Source organism: Rhizobium sp. 21-4511-3d (genome assembly GCF_053522545.1).
The window spans coordinates 49,540-65,457 of record NZ_JBNWCF010000020.1; the positions used below are offsets into that span (position 1 = coordinate 49,540).

Annotated in this window: 20 protein-coding genes and 1 pseudogene; 11 read left to right on the forward strand and 10 right to left on the reverse strand. The window is 61.1% G+C overall.

What is annotated here, in order from left to right:
* Nucleotides 1-29: 29 nt before the first annotated feature.
* Both ACQZ5H_RS29945 and ACQZ5H_RS29950 read right to left on the reverse strand, forming a co-directional pair.
* Complete coding sequence (locus ACQZ5H_RS29945; protein WP_449099899.1) at nucleotides 30-332, reverse strand: hypothetical protein; 303 nt, start codon at nucleotides 330-332, stop codon at nucleotides 30-32.
* Nucleotides 329-655 carry a hypothetical protein gene (locus ACQZ5H_RS29950; RefSeq protein WP_449099900.1) on the reverse strand — a complete coding sequence of 109 codons (327 nt, stop codon included), beginning with the start codon at nucleotides 653-655 and terminating at the stop codon, nucleotides 329-331. The genes ACQZ5H_RS29945 and ACQZ5H_RS29950 overlap by 4 nt, the downstream gene beginning before the upstream one ends.
* Before the next feature lie 244 nt (nucleotides 656-899).
* On the opposite strand from ACQZ5H_RS29950, the gene ACQZ5H_RS29955 reads away from it, so the two are divergent.
* On the forward strand, nucleotides 900-1,370 hold the full coding sequence (locus tag ACQZ5H_RS29955; RefSeq protein WP_449099901.1) for an Hsp20 family protein: 471 nt from the start codon (nucleotides 900-902) through the stop codon (nucleotides 1,368-1,370).
* 54 nt (nucleotides 1,371-1,424) lie between these two features.
* Here ACQZ5H_RS29955 and ACQZ5H_RS29960 read toward each other — a convergent pair whose 3' ends face one another.
* Complete coding sequence (locus tag ACQZ5H_RS29960; protein ID WP_449099902.1) at nucleotides 1,425-1,832, reverse strand: helix-turn-helix domain-containing protein; 408 nt, start codon at nucleotides 1,830-1,832, stop codon at nucleotides 1,425-1,427.
* Nucleotides 1,833-2,037: 205 nt separating this feature from the next.
* Here ACQZ5H_RS29960 and ACQZ5H_RS29965 point away from each other — a divergent pair, with 205 nt between their 5' ends.
* Nucleotides 2,038-3,576 (forward strand): PAS domain S-box protein, encoded by a 1,539-nt coding sequence (locus ACQZ5H_RS29965; protein WP_449099903.1) that lies wholly within the window; start codon nucleotides 2,038-2,040, stop codon nucleotides 3,574-3,576.
* Nucleotides 3,577-3,580: 4 nt separating this feature from the next.
* Here the strand turns inward: ACQZ5H_RS29965 and ACQZ5H_RS29970 are convergent, their stop codons facing one another.
* Nucleotides 3,581-3,814 (reverse strand): DUF6894 family protein, encoded by a 234-nt coding sequence (locus ACQZ5H_RS29970; protein WP_449099904.1) that lies wholly within the window; start codon nucleotides 3,812-3,814, stop codon nucleotides 3,581-3,583.
* Nucleotides 3,815-4,066: 252 nt separating this feature from the next.
* On the opposite strand from ACQZ5H_RS29970, the pseudogene ACQZ5H_RS29975 reads away from it, so the two are divergent.
* Nucleotides 4,067-5,757, forward strand: a pseudogene (locus ACQZ5H_RS29975) (sensor histidine kinase).
* A complete protein-coding gene (locus ACQZ5H_RS29980; protein WP_449099905.1) occupies nucleotides 5,750-6,067 on the forward strand; it encodes a response regulator in 318 nt (105 codons plus the stop codon). The pseudogene ACQZ5H_RS29975 and the gene ACQZ5H_RS29980 overlap by 8 nt, the downstream one beginning before the upstream one ends.
* A gap of 159 nt (nucleotides 6,068-6,226) precedes the next feature.
* On the opposite strand, the gene ACQZ5H_RS29985 is transcribed toward ACQZ5H_RS29980, so the two are convergent.
* On the reverse strand, nucleotides 6,227-6,628 hold the full coding sequence (locus ACQZ5H_RS29985) for a hypothetical protein (RefSeq protein WP_449099906.1): 402 nt from the start codon (nucleotides 6,626-6,628) through the stop codon (nucleotides 6,227-6,229).
* Between the two features lie 277 nt (nucleotides 6,629-6,905).
* Between ACQZ5H_RS29985 and ACQZ5H_RS29990 the strand changes: the two genes are divergently transcribed.
* Both ACQZ5H_RS29990 and ACQZ5H_RS29995 read left to right on the forward strand, forming a co-directional pair.
* Entirely contained in the window at nucleotides 6,906-7,217 is a 312-nt protein-coding gene (locus ACQZ5H_RS29990; RefSeq protein WP_449099907.1) for a PepSY domain-containing protein, read from the forward strand.
* 22 nt (nucleotides 7,218-7,239) lie between these two features.
* Nucleotides 7,240-7,851, forward strand: coding sequence for a general stress protein (locus ACQZ5H_RS29995; RefSeq protein ID WP_449099908.1), 612 nt, complete (start codon nucleotides 7,240-7,242; stop codon nucleotides 7,849-7,851).
* A gap of 404 nt (nucleotides 7,852-8,255) precedes the next feature.
* On the opposite strand, the gene ACQZ5H_RS30000 is transcribed toward ACQZ5H_RS29995, so the two are convergent.
* On the reverse strand, nucleotides 8,256-9,932 hold the full coding sequence (locus ACQZ5H_RS30000) for an ATP-binding protein (protein ID WP_449099909.1): 1,677 nt from the start codon (nucleotides 9,930-9,932) through the stop codon (nucleotides 8,256-8,258).
* Nucleotides 9,925-10,719 carry an alpha/beta fold hydrolase gene (locus tag ACQZ5H_RS30005; RefSeq protein ID WP_449099910.1) on the reverse strand — a complete coding sequence of 265 codons (795 nt, stop codon included), beginning with the start codon at nucleotides 10,717-10,719 and terminating at the stop codon, nucleotides 9,925-9,927. The genes ACQZ5H_RS30000 and ACQZ5H_RS30005 overlap by 8 nt, the downstream gene beginning before the upstream one ends.
* A gap of 661 nt (nucleotides 10,720-11,380) precedes the next feature.
* On the opposite strand from ACQZ5H_RS30005, the gene ACQZ5H_RS30010 reads away from it, so the two are divergent.
* A complete protein-coding gene (locus tag ACQZ5H_RS30010; protein WP_449099911.1) occupies nucleotides 11,381-12,058 on the forward strand; it encodes a response regulator in 678 nt (225 codons plus the stop codon).
* A 51-nt stretch (nucleotides 12,059-12,109) separates the two neighbouring features.
* Here the strand turns inward: ACQZ5H_RS30010 and ACQZ5H_RS30015 are convergent, their stop codons facing one another.
* The gene (locus tag ACQZ5H_RS30015) at nucleotides 12,110-12,358 is read right to left on the reverse strand and encodes a DUF6894 family protein (protein WP_449099912.1); all 249 of its coding nucleotides are present in this window, start codon (nucleotides 12,356-12,358) and stop codon (nucleotides 12,110-12,112) included.
* A 21-nt stretch (nucleotides 12,359-12,379) separates the two neighbouring features.
* On the reverse strand, nucleotides 12,380-13,129 hold the full coding sequence (locus tag ACQZ5H_RS30020) for a Crp/Fnr family transcriptional regulator (protein ID WP_449099913.1): 750 nt from the start codon (nucleotides 13,127-13,129) through the stop codon (nucleotides 12,380-12,382).
* 186 nt (nucleotides 13,130-13,315) lie between these two features.
* Here ACQZ5H_RS30020 and ACQZ5H_RS30025 point away from each other — a divergent pair, with 186 nt between their 5' ends.
* The 3 genes from ACQZ5H_RS30025 (at nucleotide 13,316) to ACQZ5H_RS30035 (ending at nucleotide 15,083) form a co-directional block, all read left to right on the forward strand.
* A complete protein-coding gene (locus ACQZ5H_RS30025; protein WP_449099914.1) occupies nucleotides 13,316-13,708 on the forward strand; it encodes a response regulator in 393 nt (130 codons plus the stop codon).
* A 679-nt stretch (nucleotides 13,709-14,387) separates the two neighbouring features.
* Entirely contained in the window at nucleotides 14,388-14,777 is a 390-nt protein-coding gene (locus ACQZ5H_RS30030) for a nucleotidyltransferase domain-containing protein (RefSeq protein WP_449099915.1), read from the forward strand.
* Between the two features lie 87 nt (nucleotides 14,778-14,864).
* Nucleotides 14,865-15,083, forward strand: coding sequence for a hypothetical protein (locus ACQZ5H_RS30035; RefSeq protein WP_449099916.1), 219 nt, complete (start codon nucleotides 14,865-14,867; stop codon nucleotides 15,081-15,083).
* A gap of 155 nt (nucleotides 15,084-15,238) precedes the next feature.
* Here ACQZ5H_RS30035 and ACQZ5H_RS30040 read toward each other — a convergent pair whose 3' ends face one another.
* Nucleotides 15,239-15,472, reverse strand: a complete 234-nt coding sequence (locus ACQZ5H_RS30040) for a hypothetical protein (protein WP_449099917.1) — start codon at nucleotides 15,470-15,472, stop codon at nucleotides 15,239-15,241.
* A gap of 162 nt (nucleotides 15,473-15,634) precedes the next feature.
* On the opposite strand from ACQZ5H_RS30040, the gene ACQZ5H_RS30045 reads away from it, so the two are divergent.
* Complete coding sequence (locus ACQZ5H_RS30045; protein ID WP_449099918.1) at nucleotides 15,635-15,907, forward strand: hypothetical protein; 273 nt, start codon at nucleotides 15,635-15,637, stop codon at nucleotides 15,905-15,907.
* Nucleotides 15,908-15,918: the final 11 nt, after the last annotated feature.

Sequence of the window (15,918 nt, forward strand, 5' to 3'; positions counted from 1 at the left end):
CGTCGTTAGATCGGCGAGCGCCTCTCCAATCAGTGGAGCGTGGCTCGCCGTGCGGCATGGTCTACTGCGGCTTCCACAGTGCCAATAAGCCGGCCTGCCCTCCTGAGCAGGATTGCGCCGCGGGAATCGACTTCGATCTCGTCCGCCATCTCCTGAATCAGGTTCGCGACTTCGGTAAGCTTCTCTGAGAGCTCCACGAGATCGAGACGTCCCGCCTGTCTAGCCAGCCGATGCAGGCACTCGGCGTAGCGCGAAGCGACCATCATCCTGCCCCCGATCAGAGACGTTCCGACTCCGTCGATGTCGGAAACGTTTTTGTCCGTCTTCGTCATGACGGCCTCCCTGGAATCTGGCGTCGATCGTGATCTGGGCTAAGTGCCTCCTCCGGGTCATCGAGACTGCGAAGTGCGTCGAGGATGTCCTGACACCGGATGGGGACGCGGATCCCCGGCGGCTTCCTCAGTTCGGGGCGCGAGTCCACCGCGAACAGATCGGAGGCCCACGAGGCGAGGATCGCGCGCTTTTCATCTGCGTCGAGCGCCGTTGCCAACACGTCTCGCGGATGGTCGTAGCGCTGGCGTCGCTTGAGAAGGCTGCGAGCGGATATGGCATCGCGGGCGGGGGTACTTCTGGATTCGTTCCTTTCGATCGTCATTTCGATGGCTCCTGAAAACTTTGGCAAAACTGCGAAAATCTTGAGGCACCAGATGAGATTGTTCGTCCGCTTCCGAGGTTCAAGAGGCCTATGCGGCACTGCCAAAAATTTTTTTTAACGCGGGTATTGAAACCGAAAAAACGCAAAACAAGATCATTTTCGTCGGTCGCCAAGACGGGGCTGATACGTAACGGAGACGCAGGTTTCCGCGTCTCTTCCAACTCGCTTCAAGGAGGTTTTGGTTATGAGAAACGACTTCGACTTCGCACCCCTGTTCCGGTCCAGCATCGGCTTCGACCGCGTCTTCAACCTGCTCGCCAACTCGCAGCGCCTGCAGGCGATCGAGACTTGGCCACCTTACGACATCGTCAAGACGGCGGAGGACGGCTACCGCATCCAGATGGCGGTCGCGGGCTTTGCCGAGGACGATCTCGACATCACGCAGGAGCGGAGCGTGCTCGTGGTGAAGGCACAGAAGGCCGACGAGCCGAACAGCGGGGAGTACCTGCATCGCGGCATCGCCGCCCGCGCCTTCGAGCGTCGATTCGAGCTTGCCGACCATGTCCGCGTCGAGAACGCGAGCCTCAAGAACGGCCTGCTAAGCATCGAACTCAAGCGCGAGATTCCGGAAGCCATGAAACCGCGGAAGATCGCCATCGGCGGCGAGGCGACGATGGCCCCGCTTCAGATCGAAGGCGAAAAGCAGGCTGCCTGATTGACCGGAATGGAGGGAGGTGTCTTCCGGCCCCTCCCTGATCGTTCGGAGGGCCTAATCGACTTCTTCGACGTCCGTCGCTAGCGCCTTGACGAGACTGATGATCGATCTTCGGACGCCAGCATCCGCGATCCTTGTAAAGGCCCGGTTCAAGGAGGCACCTTCCGAGGTTCCGATCATCTTCTCGATGGCCTCGAGTTCGGGCGACTTCTGGGCGGTTCCGCGCTCCTCCTCGCCAAGAAGGGCGGCCGGCGTGGTACCGAGCAGGTTCGCGATCCCCTGCAATCTGCTCGCGCCGACACGGTTCGTCCCCTTCTCGTACTTCTGGATTTGCTGGAACGTTATGCCCAGCCGCTCGCCAAGGGCCGACTGCGAGATGCCGAGAATCTTGCGCCTGCTTCTGATGCGGGCGCCGACCTCGACGTCGATCGCGGTGGCGGGGGCTCCTTGATTGCGTGGCATGTGATTTTCCTCCTGCCGTTGCAGGCAACCTCGCACCGAATCGGCAGGATGTCCATGGTCTGCGCATCGCCACGGACCAAAGTCCGGGGTGGCGGGAAACTTCATCGAATCCTTGCATCGTCGTGATTACGCAGTAAGAAAAGAGGATTAGCTTCGAGCTAGTGGGTAGGCGTCATCTTGCTGACGGTTCGATATCGGGGGCGACATGGACGACGAGACAAACAATGCTACCGACGAGGCGCGGTATCGGATCCTCATCGAGGCCATTACCGACTACGCGATCTACATGCTCGACCCGGAAGGTCGGATCACGAGCTGGAACCCAGGCGCCGAGCGTCTGAAAGGGTACACCGAGCAGGAGATCGTCGGACGTCATTTCTCGACCTTCTACACGGAGGAGGATCGGGCCGAAGACCTTCCGGCGCGCGCCTTGAATGCGGCTGCAAGGGAAGGGCGATTCGAACGCGAAGGGTGGCGGCTTCGCAAGGACGGCTCCCGCTTCTGGGCGAACGTCATCATCGACCCGATCCGGAACGCCCAGGGAGACCTGATCGGCTTCGCGAAGATCACGCGCGACATCAGCGAGAAGCGGGCCGCGCAGGAAGCGATCTTCCAGGCCCAAAAGATGGAGGCCGTCGGACAGCTCACGGGAGGGCTCGCGCACGACTTCAACAATCTCCTGACGGCCATACTCGGAAGCCTCCAAATCGCCAGGAAGCGGGCGGTTCGGGAGGACGTGAAGGACCTCATCGACAATGCCATTCAAGGCGCGCAGCGCGGCGCAACGCTGACGCAGCGGCTCCTTGCGTTTTCCCGCCGCCAGGAGCTTCAGCTCGTCCCGGTCGATGTGGCCGAGCTCGTCGGTGGTATGACGGAGCTGATGCGCCGCACAATCGGTCCGGAGGTCTTGATCAACACCAGCTTCGCGGCCGACCTTCCAAAGGTTCGCACCGATTCCAATCAGCTTGAGAGCGCGCTTCTCAACCTCGTCGTCAACGCCCGCGACGCCATGCCGGACGGCGGCGAAATCACCATCGCCGCCGCGCTGGAAACTGTTACCCCTGGGAGGCGCCACACGCTGCCGCCCGGCGAGTACGTGTGTCTTTCGGTCCGCGATCGAGGCGAGGGGATGGACCCGGAGACGCTGGCGAACGCGACAACTCCGTTCTTTACGACGAAGGGCGTCGGCAAGGGAACGGGTCTCGGCCTTCCCATGGTGCACGGCCTGATGGCCCAGTCCGGCGGCGAACTTGTTCTGAGGTCCATCGTCGGCGAGGGAACGACCGCCGAACTATGGCTTCCCGTCGCCGTTAAGGGCGAGGTGGAGACCACTGCTCCGACGGCGCCTGAAGTGCCACTAGACCCCGCTCCGACGGCGCTGACCGTTCTCGCGGTCGACGACGACGCCCTCGTTCTCATGAACACGGTTCTCCTGCTCGAAGACCTGGGAATGGAGACCATCCAGGCGTCTTCGGGCGAGGAGGCTCTGGCCGTGCTCCAGACCGGGGTCCTCCCGGACGTGGTGATCACCGATCATGCTATGCCGAACATGACGGGAGCGCGGCTCTGTCAGGAAATCCAAGCGCGATACCCGACGCTCCCAATCATTCTCGCCACAGGGTACGCGGAGCTTCCGGAAGGCGTCGGCGATCTCGGCGGTGTCGTCCGCCTGTCGAAGCCGTTCAGCCAGGCGCAGTTGTCGCGGGCGCTGGCGGAAGCCTGTCAGGGCGGGCGGTGCTTCTAAAATCCTAGTCGAGGTCGACCACCTCGCGGAAGAAGACCGTCCCGAGAACGCGTCCATGATCGTCCGCGATTTCAAATCTCATGTGGTCGATACGTTCCTGATGAAGGACGCGTTCGGCCACGATCTCGCGCACCGACCTTCTAGCTTCGCTCAGCGCCACCTCGACCGACGGAAGTTCGATCCCATCCACGTCGTCCTCGTCCCCGTCTTCCGACCGGGTATGAAAGAAGTATCTCATTGCAGCGTCTCGTCTTTCGCGGGAAACGAACAGATGCTAGCAGAGTTTCACCAAAGGGGGCTCACGCCCGGAGGGGGCTTGCAGCTCCGATCGAATCGATTTTCTCTAGCATTGCCGGGCGGCGGTCTCATCGAGACCGATCCGTCCGATCAAGGGCGCTCCGACATGATGTCGAGAAGCGCCCTTTTCGCTGCTTCTCTCCGCCGCGAAGCCGTGCTTTATAACGCTGTTACGGGCTTGAGGGAGGGCGGTATGAGATTGAAGCTTGTAGCGGTCGCCGTGGCGGCGCTTGCGCCTGTTATCGCGATACTCGCGTACAACGAAGTCGCTACACGTCAGGCACGGATGTCCGAGGTCACAGCGCAGGCTTCTCAGGCAGCCCGCCAGGCTTCGTCCGAAGTCGAGCGCATCGTGGAAGGCGTCCGCTCCCTGATGGTGGCTGTAACCTCGATGCCCGCTGTTCGGCATCTGGACGGGCGGAACTGTGACGAGGCCCTCAAGTCGCTTGCGGAAAACGTCCCGAACGTCGGCACGATCTTCGTTCTCCGCCCCGACGGCAGCCCGGTCTGCGGAAGCGTAGGTATTCCTGCCGGTGTCGCGTTCGGCGATCGCGACTACTTCAAGAAGGCCATTGATACGAAGGACTTCGTTGTCGGAAGATACACGAAGAGCCGTATCACGGGTACTGCGGTCCTTCCGATGGCGATGCCTCTCATCGAAGGCGGCGCCGTTGCGGCAGTCGTCGTCAGCGGAATAAGGCTCGACTGGCTGCAGAACCGGATCACCGAGCGCGGAGTGGTGCCTGGAAACGCGGTTACGCTCGCCGATAGCGATGGGACGATCATTGCCCGCGTACCACTCCCAGAGCAGTTCGTCGGCACGGTCATCCCCGACGAATACCAGAAGCTGATCCACGCTGACCGGCCGGGGGTGATCGAGGTGAAAAGCCAGGACGGCACCGAGCGTCTACTGGGTTACCGTCCGATCGCGGAACCGGGTAGTCCCATATACGTCAGCGCGGGCGCATATCCGTTGCTGACGCCTTCGCGCCGATCAACAGGTCGACGATCATCAACGCCCTCGGTATCGCGGCCGGCGCAGCCGTCTCCCTCATCCTCGCATTGTTCATCGGCAATCGCTTCCTGCTTGTCCCGATATCGCGCATCGCCGACGTCATGGAACGCTGGAAGTCCGGCGACGGCGACGCCCGCACACAGATGAATCCTATTGACGAACTGCACGCGGTTGGCGCCGCCCTGGACAGCCTGCTCGACCAACTGGATTGCAGGAGGCTTCAAAACGAGGCGGCCGTCGAGGAGAAGTCGCTGCTCGTCCGGGAACTTGCCCACAGGGTGAAGAACGGCTTCGCTCTCGTGCAGGCCATTGCCCGGCAGACCTTCGGCCGAGCCGACCCGGAGCGCTATCAATCCTTTTCGGAACGTCTTACGGCACTGGCGGGCACGTACGATCTCCTCCTGTCGAGGGAGGGCGCCGCTTCCTCCATGAAGGACGTCGTCGCGGCCGCCCTTCGTGCACATTTGTCCGAAGCGCGGCGGATTTCGGTCTCGGGGCCGGATGTTCCGCTTCTACCCGATCTAGCCCTGCCGCTGTCCCTTGTTCTGCATGAACTGGCGACGAATGCGACGAAGTATGGAAGCCTTCATGTCGAAGGTGGTTCGGTCGCCATCGACTGGACCGAAATCGACGGGCGCATCGACCTCTGTTGGCGGGAGGCGGGCGGCCCGCCGGTGGTCCCGCCCACCAGGAAGGGTTTCGGAAGCGTTCTCATCGAGCGCGCCTTTCCGTCGCAGGCAAACGCCGTCAGCAAGTCTCTTTTCCGTCCTGAAGGCCTATGTTTCGAAATGAGCTTCGACCTGCGGGAACCGGAGCGGGCCGGCGAAGTTCATGGGGCTACGGTGGGCGGCGCGAGGCGGAATGCGTAACTTAATTCTGATCATCGAAGACGAACGTCTTGTGCGAATGCTGGCGGTCGACGTGGCGCAGGACGCCGGATTGGATACGCTTGAAGCAGCCAATGCCGACGAGGCACTCCTGCTTCCCGAGGCTCGCCCGAACATCCAAATCCTCATGACCGATGTCGATATGCCCGGAAGTGCGAACGGCCTGAGGCCTGCGGCCATTACTCGCGAACGGTGGCCACCCATCAAAATTGTCGTTGTCTCAACATGCGACGACCCCAGGAAAACGAACTCCCGGCCGGGTGCGCCTTCTATGGCAAGCCTTACGATATAGGCGCGGTGACCGCGGAACTGCAGCGGAGGGCTGGATTCCTTTTGGAGGTGAGCGCGTGATACTCCCCTCGTCACCGCGCCCGTGTGCTCGACATTGGGCTTAATCACGGTGTCGAGCCAGAGTCTGGCGAACCGCTCAAAAAGACGGGCGTTGAAAGCATCAGAAAACGTGCTGTACGAGCCCTGCGACGGTCCCCTGCGCTTTCATGATCATCTCGAAGATGCTTCGGCGTAGCCGGCCGCAGCCGCGAGTGGCGTGAACCCTTCGTGCCTCGTCGAGGACCGTCGGATTGTCGGATTGGCGCGCCTTGCCGCACGCTCTGTTCGTCGTCTCCCGCATGACCCGGTCGACGTCTCGCTCTAGGTCGAGACAGGTCTTCTCGTACTCCTCGAACAACTCCTGGCAAGACGGATCCAGCCTGAGGACGTCACGGAACTCGACGGCAAGTTGGTAGGCTTCGAACAACTCGAGCTGCCATGACCGATCCTCGCGCATGATGCTGTCACGCACATCTGGCAGTCGCATGGCAAGGCGGCGTCGCCCTAGTTCGTACAGGCGCATAATCATTGGCTCCGGAGAGTATTGCTACAGACTTCGGAATCGTTTGACGAGCCCGGACGGTGCGCGAACGTTGAAAAGTTTTAGTGACCAGCTCTGCTATGCAGCGCGACAATCAAGATGAGACGCGTGATCTCATCCAGATTGTCGCCCTACACTTCTGCGTCCGTTCGGCGACCACTTTCCTCACGCCCTCGAGAAGGGCGAGCCGCATATCACAAATAGTTGGAACTAATAGATTTTTCGGGTGTTTCCCATGCACCAACAAGAGGAGACACCAATGAAGAAATTTACCCTTCTAACTGCAGGCCTGCTTCTTGCCGCCTCTGGCGCGCTCGCGCAGAGTCAGACTCCGAGCACCTCGCAGACGACGCCTGCCATGAACACGGAACAGAACCCCGGCGCCCCAGTCGCGGGCAAGAACAGTTTCACCGAGGATCAGGCGAAGTCCCGTATCGAAGAGGCCGGCTACGCCGACGTGGCCGGACTGAAGCTCGACGACCAGGGCGTCTGGCGGGCCACGGCGTCCAAGGACGGCAAGCCCGTGAACGTCTCGCTTGACTTCCAGGGCAACGTCACTCTCGCCAAGTAAATATCGACAACGGAGGAATCCCATGAAAACCACGATCACCGGACTTTATGACAGCTACGACGACGCAAAGGCGGCCGTAAAAGCGCTCGAAGACGCCGGCGTGCCCTCGGACGACATCAGCATCGTCACCAACAAGGCCAACGGCGTCGACGTCGAAGGACAGGGGAACCGTGCGGGTGAAGGTGCTGGCACCGGCGCCGGCATCGGTGCCCTTGCAGGTGGCGCAGGCGGTCTCCTGACCGGGCTCGGTCTCCTTGCCATTCCCGGCGTCGGCCCGGTAGTCGCCGCGGGTTGGCTTGCTGCCACGGCGGCTGGAGCGGCCGCAGGCGCTGTCGCAGGCGGCGCCGTCGGCGGAATCGTCGGAGCGATGGTCGAATCCGGCGTGCCGGAAGAGGACGCGCACCTCTATGCCGAGGGCGTTCGTCGCGGCGGCACTCTCGTGACCGCCCGTGTGGAAGATGAACACCGCGCTTCCGCCGACGCGATCCTGAACAGCTCGCCGCGAGTGGACGTCGCAGACCGTCGGGCGCGCTATGCCGAGCAGGGCTGGACCCGTTTCGACGAGACGGCCGATCCCTACACCGACGAGCAGATTGCTGGAGAGCGCGACCGGTATCGCGTCAACCGGCTGTAATTCGTTCGCACCAAGGACAGAAAGCCTCGCAGTCGCTGCGGGGTTTTTTATAAGGCGTCTTTCGCGAAGGCCATCTTCAACTTCAACGATGAAGCTTCCAGAAACTCGCGTTTGCCCGTCCGCAGCATTCCACAGGGAATTATCGACCGCAAGGAGCTCGCGGCATTCGCGGTCGAGCGCCAAGTCCTTCTTGGTTCGTAACGGGGCGCCGCGGACGGACGGCTGGAGCAATGGCGCTTGCGCGGCCGCAGATAAAGCTTCCCCGCCGTTAGCGAAGCATGGAAAAGGCCTGATCTGACCTGCAGGTCGGCGCATCAGCTTGGTCCGTCTTGCATGGCGCTTAGTCAAACGACCTCGCGCGTGTGGCGAAGGGTCAGGACGGGGCGACGGCTCCGCTGCACCACCTACTTTGAGCGGTACTGATCGATCGCCTCACGGATCTTCCTCGCCAAGTCCCCGAGCGTGGTCGGCTTTTGAAGGAAGACGACCCCTGCGTCTAGCACGCCGTTGTGAACGACTGCATTGCGGGTATAGCCGGTGGTGAAAACTACCGGGAGGTCGGGACGCTTGATGCGTGCCTGGTCGGCGAGCTTTCGTCCGTTCATCGTCGCCATCACAATGTCCGTAAACAACAGCGTGATGTCCGCGTGCTGCTCTAACTGCTCGAGTGCCGCAACCGGGCCATCGACGGCTATGACCTGGTACTTCAGTTCTTCCAGCATCCGGCTGTGGACCTCCCGCACGCTTGCGTCATCTTCAACTAAAAGAACGACTTCGTTGCCTCGGGAATGGGGGAGACTGTCGTTCCGGACGCGCTCGCTCACTTCCTCGGTACCATAGTCGCGCGGGAGGTAGATCTTCATCGTGGTGCCCAGGCCGACCTCGGAGTAGATCTTGAAGTGGCCGCCGGACTGCTTGGCGAACCCGAAGACCTGGCTGAGGCCGAGACCTGTGCCCTTACCCACCGGCTTGGTGGTGAAGAACGGATCGATCGCCTTCTTGATGATCTCAGGGGGCATGCCTGTCCCGGTGTCAGTTACCGCAATCATAACGTACTGGCCGGGTGCCATCTCGTTCTGGGCCGCATAGGCATCGTCGATGTGGGTATTGGCCGTCTCGATGGTGAGCTTGCCTCCCTCGGGCATGGCGTCCCGCGCGTTGACCGCAAGATTAAGTACCGCATTCTCGAGTTGATTGGCGTCCGCCTTCGTGCGCCACAGACCGGCAGCAAGCACCGTCTCCTTCTCGATGATCTCGCCGAGCGTGGAGTTCAGGATCTCGGCCATGTTGGCCACAAGCTTGTTCGCGTCCACCGGCTCCGGGGACAGGGGCTGCTGCCTCGAGAAAGCAAGAAGCCGCTGGGTGAGGGTGGCCGCTCTTGTCGCACCGTCCATGGCCGCCGCTAGCAGCTTGGGAACGTCCTCGATGTTGCCGCGTGCGATCCGGCGCTGAGCCATGTTGAGGCCGCCCATGACTACCGCCAGCATGTTGTTGAAGTCGTGCGCTACCCCTCCAGTCAGATGGCCGAGAGCCTCGATCTTCTGGGCCTGGTGCAGAGCGCTCTCGGCGGCGGTCTTTTCCTGAACCGCAAACGCGATCCGTTCCTCGAGGGTGGCATTCAGCTCCTTCAACTCGTCCGCCGCACGCCGGGCGGCGGCGCGTGCATCCAGCAGCTCCTGTTCGTAGCGTCTGCGATCGCTCGCGTTGAAGATGGTGATCCTGATAAATTCAACGCCGCCGTTCTCGTCCCTCCTGGCGACGGCGTTGACCAGGGTCGGTAGACGGCTCCCGTCCGCCTTCACCATGTCGAGCGCAACCTCGTTGAAGACGCCCTGCATGGTGATCAATGGGGCGAAGTGGGTCTCAAAGTAGATCTTGCCGGGAATGGTCAGGAAGTCGATAAACCGGCGACCGACGATCTTCTCGGGCGAGGTGCCGAGCCAGGAGGCCAGCGTCTTGTTCGCGCGTCCGATCCGGCCGTCGGGAGAGGCGGAGATATAGCCGCAGGGCGCGTTCTCGAACAGATCGAGGAGATCGTCGAGCTCGGCCGGAACATTTGCGTCGCCCGCAACCTCATGCATCGAGGAAGCTGCGTATCGACGCGACCGTCTCCTGCGGATGGCTGAGGTTCGGACAATGGCCCGTCGCCTTCATCAACATGAGCCGGCTGTCGGGAAGGCGCCCGTGAAGGTAGTGGCCGACGGCTTCCGGCGCTATGACGTCTTCCGCACACTGCAGGATCAGGGAAGGCACCGTCACCTTGTCCAGATCCGCCCGATTGTCCGACGTGAAAGTCACGCGGGCAAAATGCTTGGCGATCTCGGGATCCGTCTTGCAGAAGCTGTTTGTGAGTTCTTCGGCCAGCTCGGGTCTGTCCGCGTTGCCCATGATCGTCGGCGCCATCGCTTGTGACCAGCCCATGTGGTTGCTGTCGAGAAACTCCAGTAGCTCGACAACCTGTTCGCTGGTAAACCCGCCGACATAGTCGCCGTCGTTGACATATCGCGGCGAGGGGCCGACTAGGACGAGCTTGGAGAACATCCCTGGTGCTCGTATGGAAGCGAGGACCCCCATCATGGCGCTGACGGAATGCCCGACGAAGATGGCGTCCGACAGAACCAGTTCCTGGCCAATTTCGATGATGTCGGATGCGTAACCGTCGAGCGTGCCGTACTTCTCGAAGCTGTAGGCGGAGAGGTCAGAGCCGCCGGCGCCCACATGATCAAAGGTCACGACCGAGTAGTGCTTCTCGAAATGCGGCACCACGTACCGCCACATGTTTTGATCACAGCCGAAGCCATGGGCAAATACTATTGTCCGCGGGCCGTCGCCGCGTACCTTTACGTTGTTCCGCAACATAACGGACATGGAATGCTTCCTTCTACGCCATGTGGGAAAACGACAGCTCGGGCCATCATGTCGAATGAGGGCGTCCGCAAGTTAAGACGCTTAGATCGAATGGAACCGAAAAGGTCAAGTCGGATCTTGATGCCAATCCTGAAGCGCGATCCCGGCGTTGATCCTGATAATGAAGAGTACGCCATCTTCCACTAGCGATGCAAGTACTTCTCCCGCCGAACAACGTCCACGTCCCGGTTCTCTCGCCCGTCGGACGAATGGCGGTCGAACGTCCGCTTCCCGGAAGGAAGGTTGCGATCACGATCGGGCTCAGCGTCTCATCCGCCTGCAGACGCGAGCGGAGCGTGTTGAACCCGGTCTTCCTTGCCTCTTGGTTGTCCGGATCTCGCGAAGAAACTCGTTGCGGCTTCAGTTCCATTTCGATCTGTCCTGAATGGGGCTACCGTCCACGGCACCCCCATCGAATCTCGATGCTGGCCCACGAAGAAGGTGAAAGCGTTCGGAGCCGATATAAAGATGCCGTCTGCTTCCAAACTTGGTCGGCCGCTTTTAGCGCCGCGGCTGGTCACCAAGGTCTGCAGCGTGCCGGCCGCCTGCCAGAGATTGCTGGCCGGCGCTGTTTGCCGCGACGAAATGGAGTAGGCGTCCGACTGCGACTTCCTCAGACCTCTTGTTCACCGACGTCGTCATGCCCGGCCCCTTGAAGTCTGCGGAAATGGCCCGCCAAGCGCGAAAACGCATGCCGGAACTGGGCGTACTCTTCACGTCAGGCTACACGGAGAATTCGATCGTTCACGGGGGCAAGCTCGACGTCGGCGTCGAACTCCTGTCGAAGCCTTACACCCGAGATGCGATGGCTCGAAAGATCCGCCACGTCCTCAACAATACGAAGCAGATGAGGGCTGGCCTCAGGCGTCCTGAGGGTGTAGGCAGCGGCGACAACGGGGCTGCTTCGGACGCGGCGGTAACGGCAACTGCCACCTCGGAGATCGCCAACAGAAAGCGGCGGGTCCTTCTGGTGGAAGACAACGACCTCATCCGGATGTCCGAGGCTGACATGCTGACGGAGCTCGGCTGCGAGGTGGTCGAGACCGGATCGGCGGAAGATGCTTTCCCGCTGTTGGAGAACGGAGGCATCGATGTCCTGGTGTCGGACCTCGGGCTTCCGGGCATGTCCGGCGAAGACTTCTGCCGGGAGGTGAGGCTGCGGTGGCCGCAAATCGGAATCGTATTCGCGACGGGTATGGATGCCGGGCCGGAACTTGCAGACTCCTCCCGGGCAGCGCTGCTAACAAAGCCGCACGGCCTGGAACAGTTGAAAGAGGCGCTGGACAAGGTCATCCAATAACTTCGGCACGTAACAGGTCTTCTAAAGTCTCATCAACAGGGCGACGGCCCCTTACGCCCGCTGCAGAGCCGGCGGCAGGACGTCTTGAAGGCTGATGGCGAGCAATACCGCGCCATCGTCGTCGGCAACCTCCACGCCGAGAGGGATGTCGCGCGACCTAGCGGCGATGCTATTGGCCACGAGATCCAACAGAACCTCAACGGCCTCAAGGCGGGCGTCTTCAAGCGATGCGAGTTCCGATCCGTCGGGGTCCGGCAGCACTCGATCTAAGTGGCGTAGGTTGAAGTAGTATCGAGACATTGGCGACCTCCTACGGCCGCGCTAACTGTGAACGGTGCCAAAGGTTCCCTGTTGCGGTCTCGCTTGTGTGCCGTCCGTTGTGGTGCGATGCTGCCTCATTCTCTCGGCCTCGCCGTAGAAGCTTCCCGCGAACGCTTCGAGCCTCTGTCGGTCGAGGATTTCGATGTTCACCCTCGTCGAGCGAACGAATCCTTCGCCCTCCAGGGTATGGAGCGCGTTCGTCACGCCCGGTCGCCGGACGCCGAGCATTGCGGCGAGATAGTCGTGCGTGATCCGGATGTGAACGCCGCCGATCCGGTCCTGGCACATGAGAAGCCATCGCGCGAGACGCTGTTCGATGTGGCCGCGCGCATTGGACAGGGCTGTGCCGGCCATCTGCCAGACGAGGTTCTGGTAGAAGTCGCGGCAGGAATTCTCCAACTGCGGACAGGATGGCAGCATCTGAACGAAGTCTTCTGCATCGATCCGCCATGCGGTGCCGGGTACCTGGATGATCGTCTTCGTTAGGGCCTTGCGGACGCCATTGAGAACCGAACTTCCCACCAATCCTTCGTATCCCACCATGCCGACCTCGACGCTCTTGTAACGGTCGGCCTCGATGAACATCGACGCCAGCCCTTGCTCCATGAACCAGACGCTCTCGATCTCCTTTCGCGACGCCTCGATGACACGCCCCTGAGCCAGCGGAACCCGCTCGATGAGCGGCTCGAGCGCGATCAGCTCCCGGCGGGGAAGCGACGAAAGGATCGTGTTACCAATCTGTGTGGGCATGGCGACCTCCTCGGTCGCGAGAACGCGTGTCCCGTCGAAAGGTTTCGCGGACGCGAATTGTCGTTGGTGCCTCCCTGTTCCGTACGGCACCGCACCGTCGCGCCGTTAAGGTTGATTTCCGGTACCGCTTGCTCATTTAAGGAGGCTCTTGGATAAGGCGGGCATGGAAGCCCGTCGGAGTTGTCGATGCGCATACTGATTGTAGAGGACGAGTTCCTCATCGCCATGGAGCTTGAGGACGTCGTTCTCTCCCTGGGCCATGATGTCGTGGGTCCGGTCGGATCCCTGAAGCAGGCGAAGGAGGTGGCGGGCGAGGCCGAGATAGCCATTGTCGATGTCCGGTTGAGCGACGGTGCGACCGGACCGCTCGTCGCGGATCATCTCCACCGTCTTGGCGTCACCGTCATCTTCGCAACGGGAAACCCGGAGGCAGTCATGCAGAGCACTTCGGCGATCGGCGTTCTTCAGAAACCCTACCGGCCGGAGCTGGTGGCGCAGGCGATAGGGTATGCCCAGTCCGTTCGCAACGCCTCCTCCAAGCTCGATTTGCCGGGTGAGATGACGCTGCTGCCGGTCTGACATCTGCTCTCGTCGCGCGCGCCCGTTTAGCGCGCCGCTGAACGACCGCGACGAATCCTCGTCCCTCCGGTAACAACAGCGGCCGCTTGTCAACCGCCGCGTCGTGGGTCACTGGGACCGTCCCCCGAGTTCCGTCCTTCTGTGATTTCGATGGAAATGTCCTGTCTCGGGCAACGTGGTCGAACCATTCGTACAACCTGCCAACCCGCACGGCCGAGCGCTTCTCGAAGAAAAGTTCGAATCCGGAAACCAACAGGTGGAAGAGGCCGCCTTTCAGCGAGGTCGCAAGACCGAGAAGCAGTACATAGTCGTCCTCTTCAGTCTTATGGCGGAGCCGCAAGGAACGTAGGAACGATCCACGGTACTCCGACACGAGAGGCTCGCTATCTACAAGGTCCGCTCGGATGGCGCCACGGCCTGCGGCCTCGGCGGTCGCCTGCTCTAAGGCTGCGGTGGGAAATTGGTTCAAACTCGAAGTCCAACTAATGGTTCGATCGATCCAGAAAGAGGTTCGCTAGGTCGTTGCTGGATTTCATGTTGTCGGTGCGGCAGCAGAAGATGCTTACACCCTTGCTGATGAACCCCAGCCGCCAGTATGGTACCAGCGAGCTGATAGCGATAAGCGGCGCGGGCGTCGGTGCCGGACGTAACGTTCTTTCGGGCCTCGAACGGAGCAGTGTTGTCACGAAAACCCGGCGCGGAAACCAGCTTCTACGCGGTCAACACGCGCAGTCCGATCTTCGGCGAACTACGATCTATCTGCATGAATAGCTTCGGGCTCGCCTCGGTCGTCTCTCGCGAACTTGAGCTGTTCCGTGACAGGGTTGAGCTTGCGTTTTTGTACGGATCGGTCGTGCGAGGGGACGACCGCCCCGACAGCGACATCGACCTTGTGATTGTCGGCGGACTCGACGTATTCGATCTGGCAACTGCGATCGAAACGATACGGAATGCGATCTCGTGGGAAATCGATCTTACGCTTTATACGCCTTCGGAATGGGAGGCGCTGGGGAAGGACCGCGTCGTCAGATCGATCCACGATGGGAAGAAGATCGTGCTGATCGGCTGACTTCGGGCATCCGCATCGACAAGGTTCTAGTGAAAAGCTCCTGACATGCTCTTGCACCTGTCCGGAGACCCTCAGTCCGAAGGCTCCATGGGGAGCGTCCGGCAAATCATCTACCGGACACTCCCCGCGCGGCTGGCGTCGGACCTCATTGTCCGCCACCAGTTCGTCACAGGTTCGACGGCCCTTGTTGAACGTGTGCGCTACCGCCGTCATCAGCTCGGCGACCGCCGCCGGATCCTTCGCAAGCCCCCGCTCTCGCGCGATCGTCTTCACGACGTCGATGCAAATGCGCAGGTCATGCTTTGAAAGGGGATTGCTAGGTGCCCGTGAGCTGGTCTCGGGACCAAATGCCAAGGGGCGATCATAAGGCTCTTGGAACGTCCAGATATTTTCGCCGGGAGTTGTCTGCAAGACGGCCGATGCAAATTTTGTCAAGCCGGTCTGCTGGTGATCGGACGACGTTACTCGACGTTCCGAAGCACTCCCTGCCTGTAGTCCTCCGAGTCCTTCGCGTGCTCGGTCTCAGTATCATACTTCTCCGCAATTTCCACGGCGCGGAAGGCTTCGAGAAGCGCCGTGAAAGTGCCTTCGGTTTCGAGGGCGAGCCCGCCGGCGTCGAAGTTCTTGACAATGATGTCTCCGATCTTCGCCGCCACATGTTCCTTGGCGGCGCGTATCTTTGCATGTCTGTCCATGGCTGCTTCCTCGTTGTGTTTCGCCTATAGCGAGTCCATCAAAACTCGCAACTGCCGCCCCCGGAGCTTTGTACGGTCGAAGACATGGCCTCAACAGGCGCGGCGCCCCGGCCTATGATGCAGAAGCTTGACACGGGATGATTCTTCGGCAAGGAGCCGCGGATGCGGAGTTCAACAAACCGGATTGCGAAGCTGCTGGCCCATCTGACCGAAGACACGTTCAAGCCGCCACCCCTGCATGTCGGCCTCAAGACCGTCATTCGTGCGCGGGAGGCGGGGCTGGTCGTTCTCGAGCCCGGCCCGATGCCTTACGCGCCCATGTGCAGGCTGACCCCGGAAGGACTGCAAACCCGCTCCTCTTTCGGTCACGGTAATCCGGCGAGAACGAAAAAAGGGCTAAACGACGACCTTGCCCAGGTCGAACCGTCTTTCTAAGTTCGCAGCAG

Bases quoted from the DNA above. Each gene is read 5' to 3' on its own strand.
- ACQZ5H_RS29945 (WP_449099899.1), bottom strand. From the start codon at position 332: ATGACGAAGACGGACAAAAACGTTTCCGACATCGACGGAGTCGGAACG.
- ACQZ5H_RS29950 (WP_449099900.1), bottom strand. From the start codon at position 655: ATGACGATCGAAAGGAACGAATCCAGAAGTACCCCCGCCCGCGATGCC.
- ACQZ5H_RS29955 (WP_449099901.1), top strand. From the start codon at position 900: ATGAGAAACGACTTCGACTTCGCACCCCTGTTCCGGTCCAGCATCGGC.
- ACQZ5H_RS29960 (WP_449099902.1), bottom strand. From the start codon at position 1,832: ATGCCACGCAATCAAGGAGCCCCCGCCACCGCGATCGACGTCGAGGTC.
- ACQZ5H_RS29965 (WP_449099903.1), top strand. From the start codon at position 2,038: ATGGACGACGAGACAAACAATGCTACCGACGAGGCGCGGTATCGGATC.
- ACQZ5H_RS29970 (WP_449099904.1), bottom strand. From the start codon at position 3,814: ATGAGATACTTCTTTCATACCCGGTCGGAAGACGGGGACGAGGACGAC.
- ACQZ5H_RS29980 (WP_449099905.1), top strand. From the start codon at position 5,750: ATGCGTAACTTAATTCTGATCATCGAAGACGAACGTCTTGTGCGAATG.
- ACQZ5H_RS29985 (WP_449099906.1), bottom strand. From the start codon at position 6,628: ATGCGCCTGTACGAACTAGGGCGACGCCGCCTTGCCATGCGACTGCCA.
- ACQZ5H_RS29990 (WP_449099907.1), top strand. From the start codon at position 6,906: ATGAAGAAATTTACCCTTCTAACTGCAGGCCTGCTTCTTGCCGCCTCT.
- ACQZ5H_RS29995 (WP_449099908.1), top strand. From the start codon at position 7,240: ATGAAAACCACGATCACCGGACTTTATGACAGCTACGACGACGCAAAG.
- ACQZ5H_RS30000 (WP_449099909.1), bottom strand. From the start codon at position 9,932: ATGCATGAGGTTGCGGGCGACGCAAATGTTCCGGCCGAGCTCGACGAT.
- ACQZ5H_RS30005 (WP_449099910.1), bottom strand. From the start codon at position 10,719: ATGTCCGTTATGTTGCGGAACAACGTAAAGGTACGCGGCGACGGCCCG.
- ACQZ5H_RS30015 (WP_449099912.1), bottom strand. From the start codon at position 12,358: ATGTCTCGATACTACTTCAACCTACGCCACTTAGATCGAGTGCTGCCG.
- ACQZ5H_RS30020 (WP_449099913.1), bottom strand. From the start codon at position 13,129: ATGCCCACACAGATTGGTAACACGATCCTTTCGTCGCTTCCCCGCCGG.
- ACQZ5H_RS30025 (WP_449099914.1), top strand. From the start codon at position 13,316: ATGCGCATACTGATTGTAGAGGACGAGTTCCTCATCGCCATGGAGCTT.
- ACQZ5H_RS30035 (WP_449099916.1), top strand. From the start codon at position 14,865: ATGGGGAGCGTCCGGCAAATCATCTACCGGACACTCCCCGCGCGGCTG.
- ACQZ5H_RS30040 (WP_449099917.1), bottom strand. From the start codon at position 15,472: ATGGACAGACATGCAAAGATACGCGCCGCCAAGGAACATGTGGCGGCG.
- ACQZ5H_RS30045 (WP_449099918.1), top strand. From the start codon at position 15,635: ATGCGGAGTTCAACAAACCGGATTGCGAAGCTGCTGGCCCATCTGACC.